The organism is Saccharopolyspora gloriosae, from assembly GCF_022828475.1.
Lineage (GTDB): Bacteria > Actinomycetota > Actinomycetes > Mycobacteriales > Pseudonocardiaceae > Saccharopolyspora_C > Saccharopolyspora_C gloriosae_A.
The window spans coordinates 1,636,698-1,658,841 of the sequence record NZ_CP059557.1; the positions used below are offsets into that span (position 1 = coordinate 1,636,698).

Here is a 22,144-nt window from a genome sequence, read left to right on the forward strand (position 1 = left end):
CCAAGGGGAATCGCCGATCCGGGTACTCGGTGCAGGAAACTCTTGACTTCTAGTTGACTCGAAGTTTCAAGGTGGTCGCCATGACGACTTCCACCTCCCGGCGGACCGGGTCGCGTTACTCGGATCTGCCCGCGCTGCTGAGCCGGATGTCCGGCGACGAGAAGCACTCGCCCGCCGCGGTCTCGACGCTGGACGTGCTGTGGGTGCTCTACGACCGGATCCTCCGGGTGGCCCCCGAGCGCCCGGACGACCCCGACCGCGACCGATTCCTGCTGTCCAAGGGGCATGGCCCGATGGCCTACTACGCGTGCTCGCCGCGAAGGGGTTCCTCGACCCGGCCGAACTCGACGAGTGGAGCGCTTTCGATTCCCGGCTCGGCCAGCACCCGGACCGGGTGTTGGCGCCGGGCGTGGAGATCGGCAGCGGTTCCCTCGGCCACGGCCTGCCGCTCGCGCTGGGCACGGCGCTCGGCCTGCGCGCGCAGGGCCGCACCGCGTCGCGGGTCGTGGTGCTCGTCGGCGACGCCGAACTCGGCGAGGGCAGCAACCACGAGGCCATCGCCGTCGCGGGCCGCCGCGGCGTCGGCTCGCTCACGACGGTCGTCGTGGACAACGTCTCGGATTCCTACGGCTGGCCGGGCGGCATCGATGAGCGCTTCGCCCGCGAGGGCTGGGCCGCCCACACCGTCGACGGCCGGGACCACGAGGCGCTGCACCACGCCCTGACCGACACCCGCCTGGACCAGCCGCTCGCGGTGATCGCCCGCGTGGAACCGAAGGAGTTCGCATGACCCTCATCGGACGGACCGAACCGGACCATCTCGCCCGGCAGGGCCTCGCGGAGGACGGAGCCGAGGTGCGGCCGATGCGCGAGGAGTTCACCGACATCGTCGGTGCCGCCCTCGAACACGATCCTCGGCTGGCCGTGGTGCTCGCGGAGATCTCCGCGGACCGCTTCACCGAAGCCGCTGCTCGCCATCCCGACCGGGTGATCAACGTGGGCATCCGCGAGCAGGCGCTGGTCGGGGTGGCGGGCGGTCTCGCGCTCACGGGGTTGCGGCCGGTCGTGCACTCGATCGCGCCGTTCCTGATCGAACGGCCCTTCGAGCAGATCAAGCTCGACCTCAACCACCAGCGGGCGGGCGCGGTCCTGGTCAGCACCGGCGCGTCCTACGACTACCCGGCGGCGGGCCGCACCCACATGGCTCCCGGGGACGTCGCCCTGCTCGACACGTTGCCGGATTGGACGGTGCACGTGCCCGGCCATCCGCGGGAGTTCGCGGAGCTGCTGCGCACCGCGCTGCCCGGCGACGACCTCGTCTACCTGCGGATGACCGAACGCACCAACGCGCGCTCGTTGCCCACCGGGCGCGGATTCCGGACGGTGCGGGAGGGGCGCGCGGGTGTGGTGCTGGCGGTGGGGCCGCTGTTGGACCCGGTGCTGGCCGCCACCGCCGACTTGGACGTGACGGTGCTGTACGCCTCCACGGTGCGGCCGTTCGACGCCGCCGCGTTGCGTGCCGCGGCGCTGGCGGCCACTCCTGACGTGGTGCTGGTGGAGCCGTACCTGCGGGACACTTCGACGGCGGCGGCGAACGGCGCGCTGGCCGATCTGCCGCACCGCGTGCTCGGACTGGGGGTGCGCCGGGACGCGGAACTCCGCGCCTACGGTTCCGCCGATGAGCACGAGGCCGCGCACGGCTTGGCACCCGCCGAGCTCGCCGAGTCGATCCGCGGGTTCCTCGCCGTCGGCGGCCGGTAGCCTGACCGTGTGGCACGCGTCGTCGTACTGGACTATGGCTCCGGAAATCTCCGCTCCGCCGAACGCGCCCTGGAACATGCGGGCGCGGACGTGCGGGTGACCTCTGACGCGGACGCCGCCGTTGCGGCCGACGGGCTCGTCGTGCCCGGCGTCGGCGCGTTCGCGGCCTGCATGGAGGGGCTGCTCGCCGCAGGCGGCGACAAGATCATCGACCGCAGGTTGGCGGGCGGCCGGCCGGTGCTCGGCATCTGCGTCGGCATGCAGGTCCTGTTCGACCGCGGCGTGGAACACGGTGTGCAGGCCGACGGTTGCGGGCAGTGGCCGGGCGACGTGGAACGGTTGCAGGCCGACGTGCTGCCGCACATGGGCTGGAACGAGGTCTCGGCGCCCGCCGATTCGGTCCTGTTCGACGGCATCGAGTCCGGCACCAGGTTCTACTTCGTGCACTCGTTCGCCGCGCGACGCTGGGAGCTGCCCGCCTCGGACACGATCGCCCCGGCGCGCGTGACGTGGGCCGAGCACGGCGAGCCGTTCATCGCGGCGGTGGAGAACGGCCCGTTGTCGGCGACCCAGTTCCACCCCGAGAAGTCCGGCGAGGCAGGCGGCAAGCTGCTGCGCAACTGGTTGGGGACGCTCTGAGATGCGCCGACACGGCCTGATGCACCCGAAAGGCGCGGCCCGCGTGGTCGCGCTGATCCTGGCGATCGGCGTGATCGCGGGCTTCAGCTCCACCTACCTGGTCCAGGCGGGCATGCCCGGTTGGCTGATCCTGGTGCTCACGCTCCTGGTCCTGCTGATCCCGATCATCGCCGCCACTCGATCTTCCCGCCGGGACCGCTGAACCCGGCGAGCGGGCCAGGCTCCGCGAGCCGTCGCGGCGCCGAACGGGAAGGTTCGAAACCCGCTGCATGCCGCATCGGGAAGGTTTCGCGCCCCGTCGCGCGCCGAGCAGGGGGAGACTCCGAAACCCGCTCTCACCCCGCCGGATAGACTCGCGGCCGTGACTTTCACGCTTCTTCCCGCTGTTGACGTGGCCGATGGTCAGGCCGTGCGCCTGGTCCAGGGTGCGGCCGGTACCGAGACCTCCTACGGGGACCCGTTGGAGGCCGCGTTGGCCTGGCAGCGCGCCGGCGCCGAGTGGATCCACCTGGTGGATCTCGACGCCGCGTTCGGCCGCGGCTCGAACCGGGAGCTGCTCGCCGATGTGGTGCGGCGGCTCGATGTGCGGGTGGAGCTCTCCGGTGGCATCCGTGATGACGATTCGTTGAAGGCGGCGCTGGGCACGGGGTGCGACCGCGTGAACCTGGGCACCGCGGCCTTGGAGGATCCGGAGTGGGCGGATCGGGTCGTGGCCGAGCACGGCGAGCAGGTCGCCGTGGGGCTGGATGTGCGCATCACCGAGCAGGGCCACCGGTTGGCGGCGCGTGGCTGGACTCGCGATGGCGGTGATCTGTGGGAGGTCCTGGCTCGGCTGGACGCCGCCGGTTGCCGCCGCTACGTCGTCACCGATGTGAGCAAGGACGGCACGTTGCAGGGGCCGAACGTGGAGCTGCTGCGCGAGGTGTGCGCCCGCACCGACGCCCCCATCGTCGCCTCCGGTGGAGTGTCCAGTGTGGACGATCTGCGGGCGTTGGCGGAACTCGCGCCGCTGGGCGTGGAGGGCTCCATCGTCGGCAAGGCCTTGTACGCCGGGAACTTCACCTTGGAAGAGGCCCTCGCGGCCGTGTCCTGATCGGACGGTGCCCGGCGGTGGTCGTCTCCGCCGCCGGGCGCACCGGCTCACCCTGTTCCGCCGCGGGCGCCGCGCACGGCTTACGCTGGAGGCATGGGCGTCGCGGTACGAGTGATCCCCTGCCTGGACGTGGACGCCGGGCGGGTCGTCAAGGGTGTCAACTTCACGAACCTGGTCGACGCGGGTGATCCCGTCGAACTGGCCAAGACTTACGACGCCGAGAGCGCTGACGAGCTCACCTTCCTGGACGTGACGGCGTCCTCCTCGGACCGCGAGACCACGTTCGACGTGGTGCGCCGGACCGCGGAGCAGGTGTTCATCCCGTTGACCGTCGGTGGCGGTGTGCGCAGTCCCGACGACATCAACCGCTTGTTGCGCGCGGGTGCGGACAAGGTCAGCTTGAACACCGCCGCGATCGCCCGCCCGGAACTGTTTCGGGAGTCCTCCCACCGATTCGGCGCGCAGTGCGTGGTGCTGTCCGCCGACGCCCGCCGGGTGCCGGAAGGGGAACGGCCCACGGCGTCCGGGTTCGAGGTGACCACGCACGGTGGCAGGCGCGGCACGGGCATCTGCGCGGTGGAGTGGGCCGAGCGGGCGCAGGAGCTCGGCGTGGGAGAGATCCTGCTCAACTCGATGGACGCCGACGGCACCAAGGCCGGTTTCGACCTGGAGCTGATCCGAGCGGTGCGCGCCCGCGTCAACGTACCACTGATCGCCAGCGGCGGCGCGGGAGCCGTGGAGCACTTCGCGCCCGCGGTGCACGCCGGTGCGGACGCGGTGCTGGCGGCAAGCGTGTTCCACTTCGGGCAGCTGCGGATCAGCGAGGTGAAGGCGGCGATGCGCGCGGAAGGGATCACCGTCCGATGAGCGAACTGGACCCGAAGATCGCGGGCAGGCTCAAGCGCAACGCGGACGGTCTGGTCGCGGCCATCGCGCAGCAGCGCGGCACCGGTGAGGTGCTGATGATGGCGTGGATGGACGACGAGGCGCTGCACCGCACGCTCACCACGCGCCGCGGCACTTACTTCTCCCGCAGCAGGCGGCAGTACTGGGTGAAGGGCGAAACCTCGGGCCACGTCCAGCACGTGCACGAGGTGCGCTTGGACTGCGACGGCGACACCGTCCTGCTGGTCGTCGACCAAGAAGGCGCAGCCTGCCACACCGGCGACCGCACCTGCTTCGACGCCGGCCTCCTGCTCCCCGCGGACAACTGAGCCGACCCTGCTCCGCACCGCCCGGTTCGGGTCCTCCTCACCGGCGTAGCCCCCGAAGGGCGGGCGAAGCCCCGCTTGCCTTTCCGGCGGCCGTTCTTTGCGACGAAGCCGTGCCGTTGGCGGCGTAGCCCGCGAAGGGCGGCGAAGCACGCCTGCCTTGCGGCCGAAGGCCGTGCCTGTATGTGCGAAGCACATAGCCCACGTCAAGAAAGTGACCACCGGCGGGTTCTCAGCGGCCTTCTCGCGAGGACAGCTTTTTCCCTCGTGGCGGAGCCACTAGGGAAAAAGATCCCGCAGCGAGAAGGCCGCTGAGGTTCCGCTACCCGACCACCAACGCAAAACGAGTCAAATATCCAGCGGCCCAGTGAGATAACGCTGGAGGTTGGGGCCGATGGTGGCGACGATGGTCTTGTGGTCGGCCGAGGCGAGTGGTTCCAGTTCCACCACGTAGCGGGCCATGCCGAGTCCGACGATCTGCGAGGCGGCCAGCGAGGCCCGCAGGTCGGGGTTGTCCATGTCCAGTGCCCTGGCGAGCTTGTCGATGACGACGATCGCGACGAACTCGCGCAGCATCCGCACCGCCGTGCGGTGCGAGGCGACGCTGCGCACGAGGGCGGCGAACGCGCCGCCACCCGCTTCGTCCCAGGCGGACAGGAATCGGTGCAGGATGCGTTCGGCGAGCTGTTCCCGGTCCCCGGCGAGCAGTTCGGGGATGATCACCGCCGGATCCACCGGGATCTGCACGGCGGCGGTGAACAGGGCTTCTTTGCCGCCGAACCAGTGGTTGACCATGGCGGGGTCCACTCCGGCGCGGGTGGCGATGACGCGCACCGTGGCGTCGTTGTAGCCGGATTCGGCGAACACTTCGCGGGCCGCGTCGACCAGGGCCGCACGGGTGTCCTTCCCGCCTGGTCTGCGACCGCGTCGCTTCGGGGTGCCGTCGTCGGTGTCGTCTTGCCGGGAGGTGCCGCTGCTCACCCCGTCATCCTTGCCGTTGCCCGCGGCATGCCGCAAAAGGCCCGCCGTGGTTGACCGCTGCGACGGCGCGGCGGCCGGGTCGGCACAATGACGGGCATGGTTGGCGACGGCGACATCGGCTGCATCACCCCGGACCGCACGGAATTCCGCGAGCTCGCCGCCGGGCGGCGGGTCATTCCCGTGGTGCGGCGGTTGCTGGCCGACGACGAGACCCCGCTGGGGGTGTACCGGAAACTGGCGGGCGACCGGACGGGCACGTTCCTGTTCGAGTCCGCGGAGAACGGGCGTTCCTGGTCGCGCTGGTCGTTCATCGGGGTGCGCAGTGCCGCCGCGCTGACCGTGCGTGACGGCGAGGCCTGCTGGACGGGCACGCCGCCGGTGGGGTTGCCGGAGGGCGGAGATCCGCTGGAGGCGTTGCGGGAGACGGTGCGGTTGCTGCGCACCGATCCGCTGCCGGGGCTGCCGCCGCTGACGGGCGGCATGGTCGGTTACCTCGGTTATGACGCGGTGCGTCGCTTGGAGCGGCTGCCGGAGCTCACCGAGGACGATCTGAAGATCCCGGAGTTGGTGATGCTGCTGGCCACCGACCTGGCCGCGCTGGATCACCACGAGGGCACCATCACGCTCATCGCGAACGCGGTGAACTGGGACGACAGTCCGGAGCGGGTGGACGCCGCCTACGACGACGCGGTGCGCAGGCTCGACGAGATGACGGAGCGGCTGTGCAGGCCGACGGAGCCGACGGTGGCCGCGTTCTCCCGGCCGGCCCCGGACTTCGAACGCCGCCGCACCCCGCAGGAGCACTACCGGGCGGTGGAGGCGGCGAAGGAGGCCATCCGTTCCGGTGAGGCCTTCCAGGTGGTCGTCTCGCAGCGCTTCGAGATGGAGACCAGCGCCGACGCGCTGGACGTGTACCGGGTGCTGCGCACCACCAACCCGAGCCCGTACATGTATCTGCTGCGGATGGCCGACCCGGAGGGCGGCCCGCCGTTCGACATCGTCGGTTCCAGCCCGGAGTCGCTGGTGACGGTCCGCGACGGGCAGGCGACGACGCACCCGATCGCGGGTACCCGCTGGCGCGGCGCTGACGAGGACGAGGACGCGCGGCTGGAGAAGGAACTCAGCAACGACGAGAAGGAACGCGCCGAGCACCTGATGCTCGTCGATCTGGGCCGCAACGACCTGGGCAGGGTGTGCCGTCCCGGTTCGGTGCACGTCGTGGAGTTCTTCCGCATCGAGCGCTACAGCCACGTGATGCACCTCGTCTCGACGGTCACCGGCACTCTCGACGAGGACCGCACCGCGTTCGACGCGGTCACCGCGTGCTTCCCGGCGGGCACCTTGTCCGGGGCGCCGAAGCCGCGGGCGCTGGAGCTGATCGAGGAGCTGGAGCCGACGCGCCGGGCGCAGTACGGCGGGGTAGTGGGCTACTTGGACTTCGCGGGGGACGCGGACACGGCCATCGCGATCCGTACCGCTTTGGTGCGCGACGGGAAGGCGTACGTGCAGGCGGGCGGCGGCATCGTCGCCGATTCGGACCCGGTGGCCGAGGACCAGGAGTCGCTGAACAAGGCGAAGGCGGTGCTCAACGCGATCGCCACGGCCCAGACGTTGCGCCCGCCGGAGGCGCCGCGGGCGGCGGTGGCGGATTCGGACGTGGAGGAGCGGGTTTGACCGCGCAACGGGAGGCCGAGCGGCCCACGACGTCACCGAGGCTGTTGTGGTCGGTGATCTTGCTGCTGGTGGCGGGCGCGGGACTGCTGTGGTGGGCGAGCGCCCTGAACTGGGTGTCTCGGCCGTACCGCACCCCGTTCTCGGGGATGTGGAGTCCGCGGCGTCCGGGGCGACGGTGCGCCCGGAGCTGGTTCCGTTGGCGTTGGCGGCGCTGGCCGCGGTGGCGGCGGTGCTCGCCACCGGTGGCTGGCTGCGGCGGATCATCGGGGCGTTGACGCTGCTGGGCGGAGTGCTGCTGGCGTGGCGGGCGGTGACCTGGCAGTTCGGCACCTCGTCGACGTTCGTGCCGCCGGACGTGCCCGCGGGCAGTGAGCCGATCGGGGAGTTGTCGCGGGCGCCGTACGGACCGTTGCTGATGGTGCTGGCGGCGGTGGCGCTGTTCGGCGCCGGTCTGCTGGTGGCGCTGCGGGCGGGCGTGCTGCCCGCGATGGGCGCGAAGTACTCCGCGCCGGGCGCGGAGAAACCGAAGTCCGCGGATCCGGACAAAAGGCTCTGGGATGCCCTGGATGAGGGAGCGGACCCGACGGACGAGCGATAGCGGCGCACTCAGCGTGGTCCCGGCACCAGGCCGGGCACATCCGGGTGGCGGCGGGAGTACCGCGATCGGACTTGGCAAGGGACGAAGGTCCTTGCTGTGCAGGGACGTTGTACCGACCCCTTGGCGAGAGGCCGCACCGCGCGGGGTTAGCATCGGCCATGCGAACGGCACGGCGGGAAGGGGAGTGTCGTGATCGAGCGCTTTGAGTTGTTCTGCGCGAAAGGCCGTTTTCGAGACCTGCGGGCGAGTGTTCGGGGCACGCGTGACGAGGTGTTCGAGTGAGCGTTCTGGAATCCATCATCGAGGGCGTTCGCGAGGACATGGCTGTCCGCGAGTCCGCCGTTCCGTTCGACGAGATCAAGCAGCGATCGGCTGCGGCGGCGCCGCCGCACGATGCGCTGGCGGCGCTGCGTGCGCCGGGCGTCGGCGTCATCGCCGAGGTCAAGCGGCGCAGCCCGTCCAAGGGTGAACTCGCTGAGATCGGCGAGCCCGCCGACTTGGCCGCGGATTACGCGGCGGCGGGTGCGCGGGTGATCAGCGTGCTCACCGAGCAGCGCCGCTTCGGCGGTTCGCTGGCGGACTTCGACGACGTGCGCGCCAAGGTCGCGGGCACTCCGTTGTTGCGCAAGGACTTCATCGTCAGCCCGTACCAGGTGCACGAGGCCCGCGCGCACGGCGCGGACATGGTGCTGCTGATCGTGGCCGCGATGGAGCAGAACGCGCTGGAAGCCCTGCTGGACCGGGCCGAGTCGCTGGGCATGACGCCGCTCGTCGAGGTGCACACCGCTGAGGAGGCGGACCGTGCGCTGGAGGCGGGGGCGAAGGTCATCGGCATCAACGCGCGCAACCTGCACACCTTGGAGGTGGACCGGGAGGTGTTCGGGCGGATCGCGCCGGGATTGCCGCCGGACGTGCTCAAGGTGGCCGAGTCGGGTGTGCGCGGCCCGAGTGACCTGATGGCGTACGCCGGTTCCGGTGCGGACGCCGTGCTCGTCGGTGAGGGCCTGGTGACGAGTGAGAATCCGCGGGTCGCGGTGACTCAGCTGGTGACCGCCGGGTCGCATCCGGCGTGCCCGCGCCCCAGCCGCTGATTCCGGCGCCGCGCCCCGATTCCGGTGTTCCCGGTGTCGGGGCGCCGGTTTCGGGAACCCGAAGTGCAGAGATTTCACCGTGTCGGCCCGGATTTCCGGGACGGCGCGGTGTCGCCTGGTGCAGGCGATTCGGCCGGTGTTCCGGCTTCGAGGACGATGAGAGAGGTGACCCTGATGGCGACGGTGCACGACGCGCAGCACGATCGCGCGCATCGGCCGGGCCGTCCGGTGCCCGAGGGGCATGATCCGGATGAGCGGGGCCATTTCGGTCCTTACGGTGGCCGGTTCATGCCGGAGGCGTTGATCGCCGCGCAGGACGAGCTGTCCGCGGAGTACGAGAAGGCGCAGCTCGACCCGGAGTTCGTCGAGGAGCTGGCGCGGCTGCTGCGGGATTACGCGGGGCGCCCGTCGTTGCTCACGGAGGCGAAGCGGTTCGGGGAGCACGCGGGCGGCGCGCGCATCCTGCTCAAGCGCGAGGACTTGAACCACACCGGCTCCCACAAGATCAACAACGTGCTGGGGCAGGCGTTGCTGGTCAAGCGGATGGGCAAGAAGCGCGTCATCGCCGAGACTGGCGCCGGTCAGCACGGCGTGGCGACCGCGACGGCCTGCGCGCTGCTCGACCTCGACTGCGTGATCTACATGGGCAAGGTCGACACCGAGCGCCAGGCGCTGAACGTGGCGCGGATGCGGCTGCTCGGCGCCGAGGTCATTCCGGTCGCGAACGGTTCGGCGACGCTGAAGGACGCGATCAACGAGGCGCTGCGGGACTGGGTCGCCAGCGTTGAGGACACCCACTACCTGCTGGGCACGGCCGCCGGGGCGCACCCGTTCCCGGTGATGGTGCGGAACTTCCACAAGATCATCGGCGAGGAGGCCCGCGAGCAGTCCATCGAGAAGTTCGGCGGCCTGCCGGACGCGGTGGTCGCCTGCGTCGGCGGTGGTTCCAACGCCATCGGCATCTTCCACGGCTTCATCGACGATCCCGGGGTGCGCCTGGTCGGCTGCGAGCCCGCGGGGCACGGTCTGGACAGCGGCGAGCACGGCGCGACCTTGAGCAAGGGCACGCCCGGCACCCTGCACGGCGCCCGCTCGTACCTGCTGCAGGACGAGGACGGGCAGATCACCGAGGCGTATTCGATCTCGGCGGGGCTGGATTACCCCGGTGTCGGCCCGGAGCACTCGTACCTCAAGGACGCCGGTCGCGCCGAGTACTGCGCCGTCACCGACGACGAGGCGATGCAGGCGTTCAAGCTGCTCTCCCGCACCGAAGGCATCATCCCGGCCATCGAGTCCGCGCACGCCCTCGCGGGCGCGTTGCGGCTCGGCCGTGAGCTCGGCCCGGACGCCACCTTGCTGGTGAGCCTGTCCGGCCGGGGCGACAAGGACATGGACACGGCCGCGAAGTACTTCGGCCTCGTCGACGAACACGGCGAGACGGTCGCGGACGACGCAGACGGGGAGGCGGCGCGGTGAGCCTGCACGAGGTGTTCGCGGCCTGCCGCGACGAGGATCGCGCCGCCCTGATCGGCTACCTGCCCGCCGGCTACCCCACCGTGTCGGACTCGAAGGAGCTGCTGGCGGGAATGCTCGGCGGCACGGATGAGGCACCGGGCTGCGACATCGTGGAGGTCGGCGTCCCGTACTCCGATCCGGTGATCGACGGGCCGACCATTCAGGCCGCCGGCGACACCGCGCTGCGCGCCGGTTTCCGCATCCGCGACCTGTTCGACGTGGTGTCCTCGGTCGCCGACGCGGGCAGGCACGCCGTGGTGATGACCTACTGGAACCCGGTGCACCAGTACGGGCCGGCGGCCTTCGCCCGTGACCTGAAGGCGGCGGGCGGCCTCGGCGTGATCACTCCGGACCTGGTTCCGGACGAGGCCGAGGAGTGGATGACCGCCACCGATGAGCACGGCGTGGACCGGATCTTCCTGGTCGCCCCGTCGTCCACGGAGCAGCGGCTGGCGATGACCGCGAAGGCCAGTTCCGGTTTTGTCTACGCCACTTCGGTGATGGGCGTGACCGGTGCGCGCGCCACCGTCGGGGACAAGGCGGAGAGCCTGGTCCGCCGCACCCGCGCGCACACCGACCTGCCGATCGGGGTGGGCCTCGGAGTCCGGTCCGGCGAGCAGGCCGCGGAGGTCGCGAAGTTCGCCGACGGCGTGATCGTCGGTTCGGCGTTCATCAACCGTGCCGAGCAGGAGGGCGTCAGCGGCGTGCGGGCCTTGGCGGCGGAGCTGGGCCGCGGCGTCCGATCCCGCTGAGCGGACCGCGCTCGGAACGTCCGATGGGGACCGATACGGTGGGCGCGTGAGCGCGCACAATCTCGCTGCCCCGGCGACTTCGTTCCTGGCGAACATTCCCAGCCCCCGCAAGGGGTGTGGTACATCGGCCCGGTGCCGTTGCGCGCGTACGCGCTGTGCATCATCGCCGGGATCATCGTGGCGATCCTGTGGGGTGACCGGCGCTGGCAGGCGCGCGGCGGCCGCAAGGGCCTGGTCACCGACATCGCGGTGTTCGCCGTCCCGTTCGGCCTGGTCGGCGGGCGGCTCTACCACGTGGCGACGGACTGGTACAAGTACTTCGGTCCGGGCCGTGACCCGCTGGACGCGTTGAAGGTCTGGCAGGGCGGACTCGGAATCTGGGGCGCGGTCGCCCTCGGCGCGGTCGGCGCGTGGATCGGCTGCCGCAGGCGCGGGGTGCCGCTGTCCGCGTTCGCCGACGCGATCGCTCCGGCGCTGGTCACGGCCCAGGCCATCGGCAGGCTGGGGAACTGGTTCAACCAGGAGCTCTACGGCAGTCCGACGACGGTGCCGTGGGGCTTGGAGATCTACCGGCGCGTCGATCCGACCACGGGCCTGGCCGATCCGATCACCGGGCACGCCATCGATCAGGCCGCGCCGCTCGCGGTGGTGCACCCGACGTTCCTGTACGAGTTGTTGTGGAACCTGCTGGTCGCCGTGCTGATCGTGTGGGCGGACCGGAAGTTCCGGATGGGCCGCGGCCGGGTGTTCGCGCTGTACGTCGCGGGTTACACGGCGGGCCGGGTGTGGATCGAGATGATGCGCACCGACGAGGCCACGCACCTGCTGGGCATCCGCATCAACGTGTTCACCTCGCTGATCGTGTTGGCGCTGGCCGTGATCTACCTGCTGGTGGTGCGCGGCAAGCGGGAGGACCCGGCGTCGCTGCGCGGCGAACCGCTGCCCGGCGACGACGATTACGGCGTGGAACCGGACGGGAAGTCCGGCGAGGCGCCGTCGACCGACGACCGCGCGGAGAGCGCCGCGGCGTCGAAGGTCGATGCCGACTCGGATCCACCTGAAGCGGAGAATTCCGCCGAACGCCCGAAGGAGACTTCCGCGACGGCGGTCGCCGGGGACAAGGCGGACCGGACCGAGGAGTCCGACCGCGAGAAGAAGTAGCGCAGCACCGAGCTCCGCGACGGCCGCGCCACCGGATCATCCGGCGGCGCGGCCGTTTTCGGTGAATCGGCCTCGTCAGTCCCTGACCGGGGCGATCACCGGAGTGCCGTCGGGTGCGGTGAGCACGGTGACGCGTGCGTCGTAGTGCTCGGTGAGCAGCGCCGGGGTGAGCACTTCGGCGGGTGTGCCGTGCGCGGCGACCCGTCCGTCGTCGAGCAGCAGCAGGTTCTTCGCGTACTGAGCGGAGATCGTCAGGTCGTGCAGCGTCGTGACGACGGTCGTGCCCAGTTCGCGGCGCAGTTCGTCCACCAGGTCCAGCAGTGCCTGCGCGTGACCGATGTCGAGGCCGGTGGTCGGTTCGTCGAGCAGCAGCACCCCGGCCTGCTGCGCCAATGCCCGCCCGAGCACGGCGCGTTGCCGCTCGCCGCCGGACAGTTCGGTCAGCGGCCGCGTGGCGAGCCTGCTCAGGTCGAGGCGTTCCACGATCCGTTCGGCCACTTCCAGGTCGGCGTGTCCTTCCCTGCCGAGCGGTCCGAGGTGCGGGGTGCGGCCCAGCAGCACGTAGTCGGTGACGGTGAGCCCTGGCGGCAGCTGCGGGATCTGCGGCGCGTACCCGAGCAGCCGGGCGCGTTCGCGGCGGCCCGCGTTGTGCAGCGAGCGGCCGCCGATGAGCACGGTGCCGGTGTGGCGCAGCAGGCCGGCGACGGCTTTGAGCAGGGTGGACTTGCCGGAGCCGTTGGGGCCGATGATGCCGAGCCAGCCCCCGGCGGGGACCTGCGCGGAGACCTCCGTCAGCACGGTGCGCCGCCGGTACCCGGCGGTGAGGTCGTGGATCCGCAGTTCGTTCACGCGCGCCTGCCCCGGTGCAGCAGCACCGCGAAGAACGGTGCCCCGGTGAACGCGGTGATCACGCCGATGGGCAGTTCGGCGGGGGCGAGCACGCTGCGCGCGAGCATGTCGGCCAGCACCAGGAACGCGCCGCCGAACAGCAGCGACAGCGGCACGATGATCCGGTGGCTCCCGCCGCAGGCCAGCCGCACCAGGTGCGGCACGACGAGCCCCACGAACCCGATCAGCCCGGCCACCGATACGGCGGCGGCGGTGGCCAGTGAGGCCGCGATCAGCACCACGGCGCGCGCCCGGCCGGGATGCACGCCGAGTGCGGCGGCCTCGTCGTCACCGGTGCCGAGCAGGTCCAGCAGCCGGCCGCACGCGCACAGCACGGCGCCGGAGATGAGCAGCAGCGGCAGCACCAGCAGCACGTCCGTCCAGCCCGCGGTGCTCAACCGGCCCAAGATCCACAGGTAGACCTCTTGCAGGCTGTCCAGCCTCAGCTGCTGCAGGAACGTCTGCCCGGCGGAGAGGAACGCGCCGACGGCGACTCCGGCCAGCACCAGCGTCGCCGCGTCGTTGCCCGCGGAGCGCCCCAGCAGCCAGGTCACGCCCACTCCGCCGAGCGCTCCGGCGAACGCGGCGGCCTGCGCCACTCCGGGCGCGGACCCGCCCTGCGGCAGCATGGTGATCACGACCGTCACGGCGAGCCCGGCGCCGCCTGCCGCGCCGAGCAGGTACGGGTCGGCCAGCGGGTTGCGGAACACCCCTTGGAATGCGGCACCGGACACGGCGAGCGCGGCTCCGACCAGCGCTCCGAGGACGGCTCGCGGCACCCGCAGCCGCCACAGGATCGCGGCTTCCCGTTCGGACAGCGGTGAGTGCCCGCCGGTGACCTGCGCCCAGATCTCGCCGAGCACCCGCGTCCATCCGAGTTCGGCGGCGCCCAGCAGCACCGAGGCGAGCAACGCGAGCACCAGCGCGGCCGCCCCCGCCAACACCGGTCCGGGCCGCAGCCGAGAGGTGCGCGGCATCCGCCTCACGAGTCCCTTCAGAACGATCTTGGAGCAGTGTCCTGTCAGCGGCGGAGCCGATGAGCAGTGACACCCGAGCAACCGGCATCGCCGCGGGTTCTCAGCTGTTCCCTCGCGAGGACAGCGATTTCCCCCCGTGGCGGAGCCACTTGGGAGATCGATCCCGCAGCGAGGGAACAGCTGAGTTTCCGCCACTGAACCGCCATGCAGGTCGCGAGCGGGCTCAGGGGCGCTGGGTGCGGGTGATGGTGTCGCTTACCGCGCGCACCAAGTCGACCACGCGCGGTCCCCAGCGGCTGGCCACGTCGTCGTCGAGCGCGACGACCCGGTTCTCCCGCACGGCGGTGAGTGTGTCCCAGCCGGGGCGGTCGGCGGTGGATTGCGGGCTGACGCCGCAGCACTTCACGTCCGACAGGAAGATCAGGTCGGGGTCGGCCTGCACGATGCGTTCCTGGGACAGCTGCGGGAAATCGTTGTCCGCGCCGCCCGCCTCGTCGGCGATGTTGGTGAGGCCGAACAGCCCGTAGACGCCGCCGACGAAGCTCTGCGAGGTGGCGGTGTAGAAGTCGGGGCTGACCTCGTGGAAGTAGCTCAGCGGCTCCGGGGGCTTCGGGGTGTCGGCGACGATCTTGTTGATGTCGTCGCGCATCCGCCGCGTCACGTCGTGGGCCTGCCTGCTGTGCCCGGTGGCCTGGCCCAGCGTCTCGATCTGCTCGTACGCCTCGTCGAGGGAGGCCGCAGCCGGTGTGATCAGCACCGGGATCTCCAGCTCGTGCAGCCCTTCGACGAGCTCGCCCGCGCCTTCGGGGGCGATGACGAGGTCCGGGTCGTGGCCGGCGACGACGGCGGCGTCGCCGGCGAGGCCGTTGAGGTCGGTGCGCGGGGCGTACGGCGGGAACGTGGAGAACTGGTCGGTGGCCTTGACCTGCTCGCCCGCGCCGATGGCGTACAGCGATTCGGTGGCGGTGGGGCTCAGCGACACGATCTGCTTGGGCTGCTGGGGCAGCGTCACCGGTTCCTGGCCCTCGATGGTGATCTGCGCGGGGAACGCGGCGGCCGGATCTTCGACCGGGGCAGCGGGCGCGGGCGACGGTGTGCGCGTGGCGCACGAGGTACCGGCGAACAGCAGGGCCAGCACGGCCAGCAGGAGGGCGGGAAGGCGGCGGAACCCGAGCATGACGTCCTCGTGGTCGGGCCGGTGCGCTACGTGTGCGCGCCGGGTGCGGTGGCAGGCGGCGACGCCGCGCGCGAACGCACCGGAATTCGCTGCCACGAGCGCCCCGAGCTGGAAAGATACCAGGAACTGATCGTTGTTCGCGGGCGCCGGGTGCGGAGTCTTTCCAGAACGCCTGGGTATCGGCGCGGTTCGCTTGGACGTTGGAATATTCACGCCGGTCGAGAGCTGACTTGCGGTGCTGATTCCGGGTATCGTGCTTGTTAAGGTTCGACGAACTCCGGTCGTGGCAAGGGTGGCGTCGTGGCCTGGATGCTTCAGAATCCGACGCTTCGTCCAGCCGGAACGACGGCGTCGCCCAGTGGCTCTAGTCCTCACCGCATTCGATTGCCGCGTTCCGGCTTCGCCGACCGATCGATTCGCCGAGTGCGGTGCCCATTGCCCGGTTCGGCCGATCATCCGTCCAGCGCCGGACGCCCGCGGGCCAGCGTCGTCCCGTGCCAGGAAGAGATCATCCAGCCTTTTCGGTGATCTCCCAGCACGAGAACCGACGAGGGAGGTTTGCGCAGTGGTCTTCTCTGCCTTTCCCGCCGCCCAGGGTCTGTACGACCCCGCTGCCGAGCACGATTCCTGCGGCGTCGCGATGGTGGCCGACGTCCAGGGCCGCCGTTCGCACGGCATCGTTGCCGACGCGTTGACCGCACTGGCGAATCTTGATCATCGTGGGGCCGCGGGTGCGGAACCGACCAGCGGTGACGGTGCGGGCCTGCTGTTGCAGTTGCCGGACGAGCTGCTGCGTTCCTGTCCGGAGTTCGAACTGCCCGAGCCGGATGAGGCGGGGCGTGCGCGCTACGCGGCCGGGATCGGATTCCTCCCGGTGGATTCCGAGCGCCGCGCCGAGGCGGTGTCGCTGGTCGAGCGCCTCGCCACCGAGGAGGGCCTGCGCGTGCTGGGCTGGCGGGAAGTGCCGATCACGCCGGAGCGGGCCGGGGTCGGCACGACCGCGCTGGAGTGCATGCCGCACTTCCTGATGCTGCTGGTCGAGGGACTCGCGGGCGAGGCCGGGCTGGAACTGGACCGCTTGGCGTTCTGCCTGCGCAAGCGAGCCGAGCGGGAATCGGCCCGCGCCGGCGCCGAGCTGTACTTCGCGTCGCTGTCGGCGCGCACCCTGGTCTACAAGGGAATGTTGACCACCGAGCAGCTGCCGCTGTTCTTCGCGGACCTCACCGATGAGCGGTTGGCCTCGGCGATCGCGGTGGTGCACAGCCGGTTCTCCACGAACACTTTCCCGTCGTGGCCGCTGGCGCACCCATTCCGCTACATGGCGCACAACGGCGAGATCAACACGATTCGCGGGAACCGGAACCGGATGCGCGCACGCGAGGCGCTGCTGGAATCCGATGTGCTGCCCGGCGACCTGTCCCGGCTGTACCCGATCTGCGCGGAGGACGGCTCGGACTCGGCCTCCTTCGACGAGGTGCTGGAGCTGCTGCACCTGGGCGGGCGCAGCCTGCCGCACGCGGTGCTGATGATGATCCCGGAGGCGTGGGAGAACCACGCCGAGATGGACCCGAAGCGCAAGGCGTTCTACCGGTTCCACGCGGGCCTGATGGAGCCGTGGGACGGCCCCGCCTGCGTCACCTTCACCGATGGTTCGCTGGTGGGCGCGGTGCTGGACCGCAACGGGCTGCGCCCGGCGCGCTGGTGGCGCACCGCCGACGACCGCGTGGTGCTGGCCAGCGAGTCCGGGGTGCTGAACCTGAAGCCGGAGGAGATCGTGGCGAAGGGCCGGCTGCAGCCGGGCCGGATGTTCCTGATCGACACCGAGCAGGGCCGCGTCGTCGACGACGACGAGATCAAGACGGCGCTGGCCGAGCAGCACGCATACGAGGAGTGGCTGCACGCGGGCCGGTTGAACCTGGGGCAGCTGGCCGACCGCGAGCACGTGGTGCAGAGCCACGAGTCGGTGGTGCGCCGCCAGCTGACCTTCGGCTACACCGAGGAGGAGCTGGCGCTGCTGCTGGTGCCGATGGCCTCCGGTGGTGGGGAGCCGCTGGGTTCGATGGGTTCGGACACCCCGCAGGCCGCGCTCTCGCAGCGGTCCCGGCTGCTCTACGACTACTTCGTGCAGCACTTCGCGCAGGTCACGAACCCGCCGCTGGACGCGATCCGGGAGGAGATCGTGACGTCGGTGGCGCGCGTGATGGGGCCGGAGCAGAACCTGCTGGAGCCCGTCGCCGCGTCCTGCCGCCACGTCGTGCTGCCCACGCCGGTGATCGACAACGATGAGTTGGCGAAGCTCATCCACATCAACTCCGACGGTGATCTGCCCGGTTTCTCCTGCACCGTGCTCTCCGGCCTGTACGAGGCCGACGGTGGCGGTGAGGCGCTGGCCGACGCCGTCGAACAGGTGCGCCAGGAGGCTTCCGAGGCGATCAGTGCGGGCGCACGGGTACTAGTGCTCTCCGATCGGGACTCCGATCACCGGATGGCGCCGATCCCGTCGTTGCTGTTGGTCTCCGCGGTGCACCACCACTTGGTGCGGACGAAGGAGCGGTTGAAGGTCGCGCTGGTCGTGGAGAGCGGCGACGCCCGCGAGGTGCACCACATCGCCGCGCTGCTCGGGTTCGGCGCCGCCGCGGTCAACCCGTACCTGGCCTTCGAGACGATCGAGGACATGATCGCGACCGGCCAGATCACCGGGATCCGGCCGCGGGTGGCGATCCGCAACTACGTGCAGGCACTGGTCAAGGGCGTGCTGAAGGTGATGTCGAAGATGGGCATCTCCACCGTCGGCGCCTACACGGCCGCGCAGATCTTCGAGTCCGTCGGGTTGTCGAAGGAACTGGTCGCCGAGTACTTCACCGGCACCGGAACCCAGCTCGGCGGCGTGGAACTCGGCGTGCTGGCCGAGGAGGTCGCGCAGCGGCACCGCCGCGCCTACCCGGACAACCCGACCGACCGGGCGCACCGCAGGCTGGACGTCGGCGGCGAGTACTCCTACCGGCGCGAAGGCGAGCTGCACCTGTTCTCCCCGGAGATGGTGTTCCTGCTCCAGCACGCCACGAAGACCCGCAAGGTCGAGGCGTACCGCAAGTACACCGACGAGTGCGATCGGCTGGCCCGCGAGGGCGGCACGTTGCGCGGCATGTTCGAGCTCAGCAGCGGCCGGGACCCGATCGCCCTCGACGAGGTCGAACCGATCTCGGAGATCATGAAGCGGTTCGCCACCGGTGGCATGAGCTACGGCGCGATCTCCGCGGAGGCGCACGAGACGCTGGCCATCGCGATGAACCGCATCGGCGGCCGCTCCAACTCCGGTGAGGGCGGCGAGGACGCCGACCGGCTCTACGACGACGAGCGCCGCTCCGGCATCAAGCAGGTCGCCTCCGGCCGGTTCGGCGTGACCAGCGAGTATCTGGTCAACGCGACCGATGTGCAGATCAAGATGGCGCAGGGCGCGAAGCCCGGTGAGGGCGGTCAGCTGCCCGCGCACAAGGTGTACCCGTGGATCGCGAAGACGCGGCATTCCACGCCGGGCGTCGGGTTGATCTCGCCGCCGCCGCACCACGACATCTACTCGATCGAGGACCTGGCGCAGCTCATCCACGACCTGAAGAACGCCAACGACCGGGCGCGGGTGCACGTGAAGCTGGTCAGTTCGGTCGGCGTGGGCACGGTCGCGGCGGGTGTGAGCAAGGCGCACGCCGACGTGGTGCTCATTTCCGGGCACGACGGCGGCACCGGTGCGGCCGCGTTGACCTCGCTCAAGCACGCGGGCACGCCGTGGGAGATCGGGCTGGCCGAGACGCAGCAGACGTTGCTGCTCAACGGCCTGCGGGATCGGATCACGGTGCAGGTCGACGGTGGCATGAAGACGGGCCGCGACGTGGTGATCGCGGCGCTGCTGGGCGCGGAGGAGTACGGCTTCGCCACCGCGCCGCTGGTCGTCGAGGGCTGCGTGATGATGCGCGTCTGCCACCTCGACACCTGCCCGGTGGGCGTGGCCACCCAGAACCCGGAGCTGCGCGAGCGCTACACGGGTCAGGTCGAGCACGTGGTGAACTTCTTCGAGTTCGTCGGCGAGGAGGTCCGCGAGCACTTGGCGCGGCTCGGTTTCCGCACCTTGGACGAGGCGATCGGCCAGGTGAGCGCGCTGCGCACCGACGAGGCCGTGGAGCACTGGAAGACGACCGGCCTGGACCTGACACCTGTGTTCGCCGAACCGGAGACGCCGTATTCGGCGGTGCGCCGCCGGGTGCGCGAGCAGGACCACGGGCTCGAGCACGCTTTGGACCGCACGGTGATCCAGCTGGCGGAGGCGTCGCTGGAGGACGCGCATCCGGTGCGGCTGCGGCTGCCGGTGCGCAACGTGAACCGGACCGTCGGCACCTTGCTGGGCGCGGAGGTCACCCGCCGTTTCGGCGGCGACGGTTTGCCGGACGACACGATCCACGTGGAGCTGGAGGGTTCCGCTGGGCAGTCGCTGGGCGCTTTCCTGCCGCCGGGCGTGACGCTGGAGATGATCGGCGACGCGAACGACTACGTCGGCAAGGGCCTGTCCGGCGGCCGCGTGGTGGTGCGTCCCGATCCGGATTCGGTGTTCGCCGCGGAGGACCAGGTGATCGCGGGCAACGTGATCGGCTACGGCGCCACCGGGGGCGAGCTTTTCCTGCGCGGGCAGGTCGGTGAGCGGTTCTGCGTGCGGAACTCGGGTGCGACGGCCGTCGCCGAGGGCGCTGGGGACCACGCGTTCGAGTACATGACGGGTGGTCGTGCCGTGGTGCTCGGCCGTACCGGGCGCAACGTCGCGGCGGGCATGTCCGGCGGCATCGCTTACGTGCTGGATCTCGATCCGGTGCGGGTGAACACGGCGATGGTCGACGTGCAGCAGCCCACGCCGAAGGACCTGCGGTGGCTGCACGACATCGTGCGGCGCCACCACGAGTTCACCGGTTCCACGGTGGCGGCTTCGCTGCTGGGGGACTGGACTCGGCGGTCGGCCGCGTTCACGAAGATCATGCCGCGCGACTACGCGCGGGTGCTGGAGGCGATGCGACTGGCCCGCTCCGAGGGCCGCGACGTCGAAGCGGCGATCATGGAGGCGTCCCGTGGCTGACCCGAAGGGTTTCCTGAAGTTCTCCCGAGCCGAGGCCCCGAAGCGGTCCTACGACGAGCGTCTCGGCGACTGGCGCGAGGTCTACGCCGCACTGTCCACATCGGACCAAAAGGCGGAGGTGTCCACGCAGGCCGCGCGCTGCATGGACTGCGGCGTCCCCTTCTGCCACTCCGGTTCGGCGGGCTGCCCGCTGGGCAACCTCATCCCGGAGTGGAACGACCAGGTCCGTCGCGGCCAGTGGGATCGGGCGAGCGAGCGGCTGCACGCGACGAACAACTTCCCCGAGTTCACCGGCAAGCTCTGCCCCGCCCCGTGCGAGGCGGCCTGCGTGCTGGCGATCTCTCCCGACGCCGGGGGAGCGGTGACGATCAAGCGGGTCGAGGAGACCATCGCGGAGGTCGGCTGGCAACAGGACCAGGTGCAGCCACAGCCCGCGGAGGTCCACACCGGGTACCGGGTGGCCGTGGTCGGCTCGGGTCCGGCGGGCTTGGCCGCCGCCCAGCAGCTCACGCGTGCCGGGCACGAGGTCACGGTCTACGAACGGGACGATCGCCTCGGCGGCCTGCTCCGCTACGGCATTCCCGAGTTCAAGATGGAGAAGTCCGTCCTGGACCGCCGGTTGGGGCAGATGCGCGCCGAGGGCACCAAGTTCGTCACCGGCTGCGAGGTCGGCGCCGACCTGACGGTGCAGCAGCTGCGGGCGGGCCACGACGCGGTGGTCCTCGCGGTGGGCGCGCTGCGCGGCCGCGACGACCGCACGGTGCCGGGGCGGGACCTCGACGGCGTGCACCTGGCGATGGAGCACCTGGTGCCCGCGAACAAGGAGCTCGAGGGCGACGGGCCGACGTCGATCTCCGCGCACGGCAAGCACGTCGTGGTCATCGGCGGCGGCGACACCGGTGCCGACTGCTACGGCACGGCGACCAGGCAGGGCGCGCTGAGCGTGACGCAGCTCGACCAGTACCCGCAGCCGCCGACGCAGCGCGACGACGACCTCTCGCCGTGGCCGACGTGGCCGTACCTCTTGCGCACCTACCCGGCGCACGAGGAGGCGGGGGAGCGGAAGTTCGCCGTCGCGGTGGAGGAGTTCGTCGGCGACGACGAGGGCCACGTTCGCGCGGTGCGGCTGCGCGAGGTGCGTGTGGAGCGCGACGCGAACGGCAAGCGGCAGGTCGTGCCGGTCTCCGACGCCCCCGAGGAGGTGCCGTGCGATCTGGCGCTGTTCGCGATCGGGTTCGAGGGCGTGGAGCACATGCCGCTGCTCGGTGGCCTCGGCATCGAGTTGTCCGGGCGCGGCACCATCGGCTGCGGTTCGGACTGGGAGACGACGGCGCCGGGAGTGTTCGTCTGCGGTGACGCGCACCGCGGTGCGTCGCTGGTCGTGTGGGCCATCGCCGAGGGCCGTTCGGTGGCCGGCGCCGTCGACGCCCACCTCACCGGCGCCTCCGACCTCCCGTCTCCGGTGCACCCCACCGCGTTGCCGCTGGCCACGGTGTAGCCGGACGGAATC

Annotated in this window: 17 protein-coding genes and 2 pseudogenes; 15 read left to right on the top strand and 4 right to left on the bottom strand. The window is 70.8% G+C overall.

Going from position 1 to position 22,144, the window contains the following annotated elements:
• Positions 1-80 precede the first annotated feature (80 nt).
• The 7 genes and pseudogenes from H2Q94_RS07085 to hisI all read left to right on the top strand — a co-directional run bounded on the left by H2Q94_RS07085 (position 81) and on the right by hisI (position 4,707).
• Positions 81-790 (top strand): annotated as a pseudogene (locus H2Q94_RS07085) (thiamine pyrophosphate-dependent enzyme).
• Between the two features lie 74 nt (positions 791-864).
• A complete protein-coding gene (locus tag H2Q94_RS07090) occupies positions 865-1,761 on the top strand; it encodes a transketolase family protein (RefSeq protein ID WP_243795588.1) in 897 nt (298 codons plus the stop codon).
• 9 nt (positions 1,762-1,770) lie between these two features.
• Entirely contained in the window at positions 1,771-2,400 is a 630-nt protein-coding gene (hisH, locus tag H2Q94_RS07095; RefSeq protein WP_243793374.1) for an imidazole glycerol phosphate synthase subunit HisH, read from the top strand.
• A 1-nt stretch (position 2,401) separates the two neighbouring features.
• Positions 2,402-2,602: a hypothetical protein gene (locus H2Q94_RS07100; protein WP_243793375.1), complete on the top strand. Its 201-nt coding sequence runs from the start codon at positions 2,402-2,404 to the stop codon at positions 2,600-2,602.
• Between the two features lie 159 nt (positions 2,603-2,761).
• Positions 2,762-3,493, top strand: a complete 732-nt coding sequence (gene priA, locus H2Q94_RS07105) for a bifunctional 1-(5-phosphoribosyl)-5-((5-phosphoribosylamino)methylideneamino)imidazole-4-carboxamide isomerase/phosphoribosylanthranilate isomerase PriA (protein WP_243793376.1) — start codon at positions 2,762-2,764, stop codon at positions 3,491-3,493.
• A 93-nt stretch (positions 3,494-3,586) separates the two neighbouring features.
• On the top strand, positions 3,587-4,360 hold the full coding sequence (gene hisF / locus H2Q94_RS07110) for an imidazole glycerol phosphate synthase subunit HisF (protein ID WP_243793377.1): 774 nt from the start codon (positions 3,587-3,589) through the stop codon (positions 4,358-4,360).
• The gene (hisI, locus tag H2Q94_RS07115; RefSeq protein WP_243793378.1) at positions 4,357-4,707 is read left to right on the top strand and encodes a phosphoribosyl-AMP cyclohydrolase; all 351 of its coding nucleotides are present in this window, start codon (positions 4,357-4,359) and stop codon (positions 4,705-4,707) included. Before hisF ends, hisI begins: the two co-directional genes overlap by 4 nt.
• Before the next feature lie 345 nt (positions 4,708-5,052).
• On the opposite strand, the gene H2Q94_RS07120 is transcribed toward hisI, so the two are convergent.
• Positions 5,053-5,685 carry a TetR/AcrR family transcriptional regulator gene (locus tag H2Q94_RS07120; RefSeq protein WP_243793380.1) on the bottom strand — a complete coding sequence of 211 codons (633 nt, stop codon included), beginning with the start codon at positions 5,683-5,685 and terminating at the stop codon, positions 5,053-5,055.
• A 96-nt stretch (positions 5,686-5,781) separates the two neighbouring features.
• On the opposite strand from H2Q94_RS07120, the gene H2Q94_RS07125 reads away from it, so the two are divergent.
• From H2Q94_RS07125 to lgt, 6 genes and pseudogenes are all read left to right on the top strand, one after another.
• Positions 5,782-7,359, top strand: coding sequence for an anthranilate synthase component I (locus H2Q94_RS07125; protein WP_243793382.1), 1,578 nt, complete (start codon positions 5,782-5,784; stop codon positions 7,357-7,359).
• Between the two features lie 91 nt (positions 7,360-7,450).
• On the top strand, positions 7,451-7,957 hold the full coding sequence (locus H2Q94_RS07130) for a Trp biosynthesis-associated membrane protein (protein WP_243793385.1): 507 nt from the start codon (positions 7,451-7,453) through the stop codon (positions 7,955-7,957).
• A 278-nt stretch (positions 7,958-8,235) separates the two neighbouring features.
• Positions 8,236-9,048 (top strand): indole-3-glycerol phosphate synthase TrpC, encoded by an 813-nt coding sequence (gene trpC, locus H2Q94_RS07135; protein ID WP_243793387.1) that lies wholly within the window; start codon positions 8,236-8,238, stop codon positions 9,046-9,048.
• Positions 9,049-9,222: 174 nt separating this feature from the next.
• A complete protein-coding gene (gene trpB / locus H2Q94_RS07140; protein ID WP_243793388.1) occupies positions 9,223-10,524 on the top strand; it encodes a tryptophan synthase subunit beta in 1,302 nt (433 codons plus the stop codon).
• Positions 10,521-11,315 (top strand): tryptophan synthase subunit alpha, encoded by a 795-nt coding sequence (gene trpA / locus H2Q94_RS07145; protein WP_243793391.1) that lies wholly within the window; start codon positions 10,521-10,523, stop codon positions 11,313-11,315. The genes trpB and trpA overlap by 4 nt, the downstream gene beginning before the upstream one ends.
• 46 nt (positions 11,316-11,361) lie before the next feature.
• Positions 11,362-12,476 (top strand): annotated as a pseudogene (lgt, locus tag H2Q94_RS07150) (prolipoprotein diacylglyceryl transferase).
• Positions 12,477-12,551: 75 nt separating this feature from the next.
• On the opposite strand, the gene H2Q94_RS07155 reads toward lgt, so the two are convergent.
• The 3 genes from H2Q94_RS07155 to H2Q94_RS07165 form a co-directional block, all read right to left on the bottom strand.
• Complete coding sequence (locus H2Q94_RS07155) at positions 12,552-13,325, bottom strand: ABC transporter ATP-binding protein (RefSeq protein WP_243793394.1); 774 nt, start codon at positions 13,323-13,325, stop codon at positions 12,552-12,554.
• Positions 13,322-14,341: a FecCD family ABC transporter permease gene (locus H2Q94_RS07160; protein ID WP_243793397.1), complete on the bottom strand. Its 1,020-nt coding sequence runs from the start codon at positions 14,339-14,341 to the stop codon at positions 13,322-13,324. The genes H2Q94_RS07155 and H2Q94_RS07160 overlap by 4 nt, the downstream gene beginning before the upstream one ends.
• Positions 14,342-14,564: 223 nt before the next feature.
• A complete protein-coding gene (locus tag H2Q94_RS07165; protein WP_243793403.1) occupies positions 14,565-15,614 on the bottom strand; it encodes an ABC transporter substrate-binding protein in 1,050 nt (349 codons plus the stop codon).
• A gap of 469 nt (positions 15,615-16,083) precedes the next feature.
• Here H2Q94_RS07165 and gltB point away from each other — a divergent pair, with 469 nt between their 5' ends.
• Both gltB and H2Q94_RS07175 read left to right on the top strand, forming a co-directional pair.
• Positions 16,084-20,634 (top strand): glutamate synthase large subunit, encoded by a 4,551-nt coding sequence (gene gltB, locus H2Q94_RS07170; protein WP_243793404.1) that lies wholly within the window; start codon positions 16,084-16,086, stop codon positions 20,632-20,634.
• Entirely contained in the window at positions 20,627-22,132 is a 1,506-nt protein-coding gene (locus tag H2Q94_RS07175) for a glutamate synthase subunit beta (RefSeq protein ID WP_243793405.1), read from the top strand. The genes gltB and H2Q94_RS07175 overlap by 8 nt, the downstream gene beginning before the upstream one ends.
• The last annotated feature ends 12 nt before the right edge of the window (positions 22,133-22,144 follow it).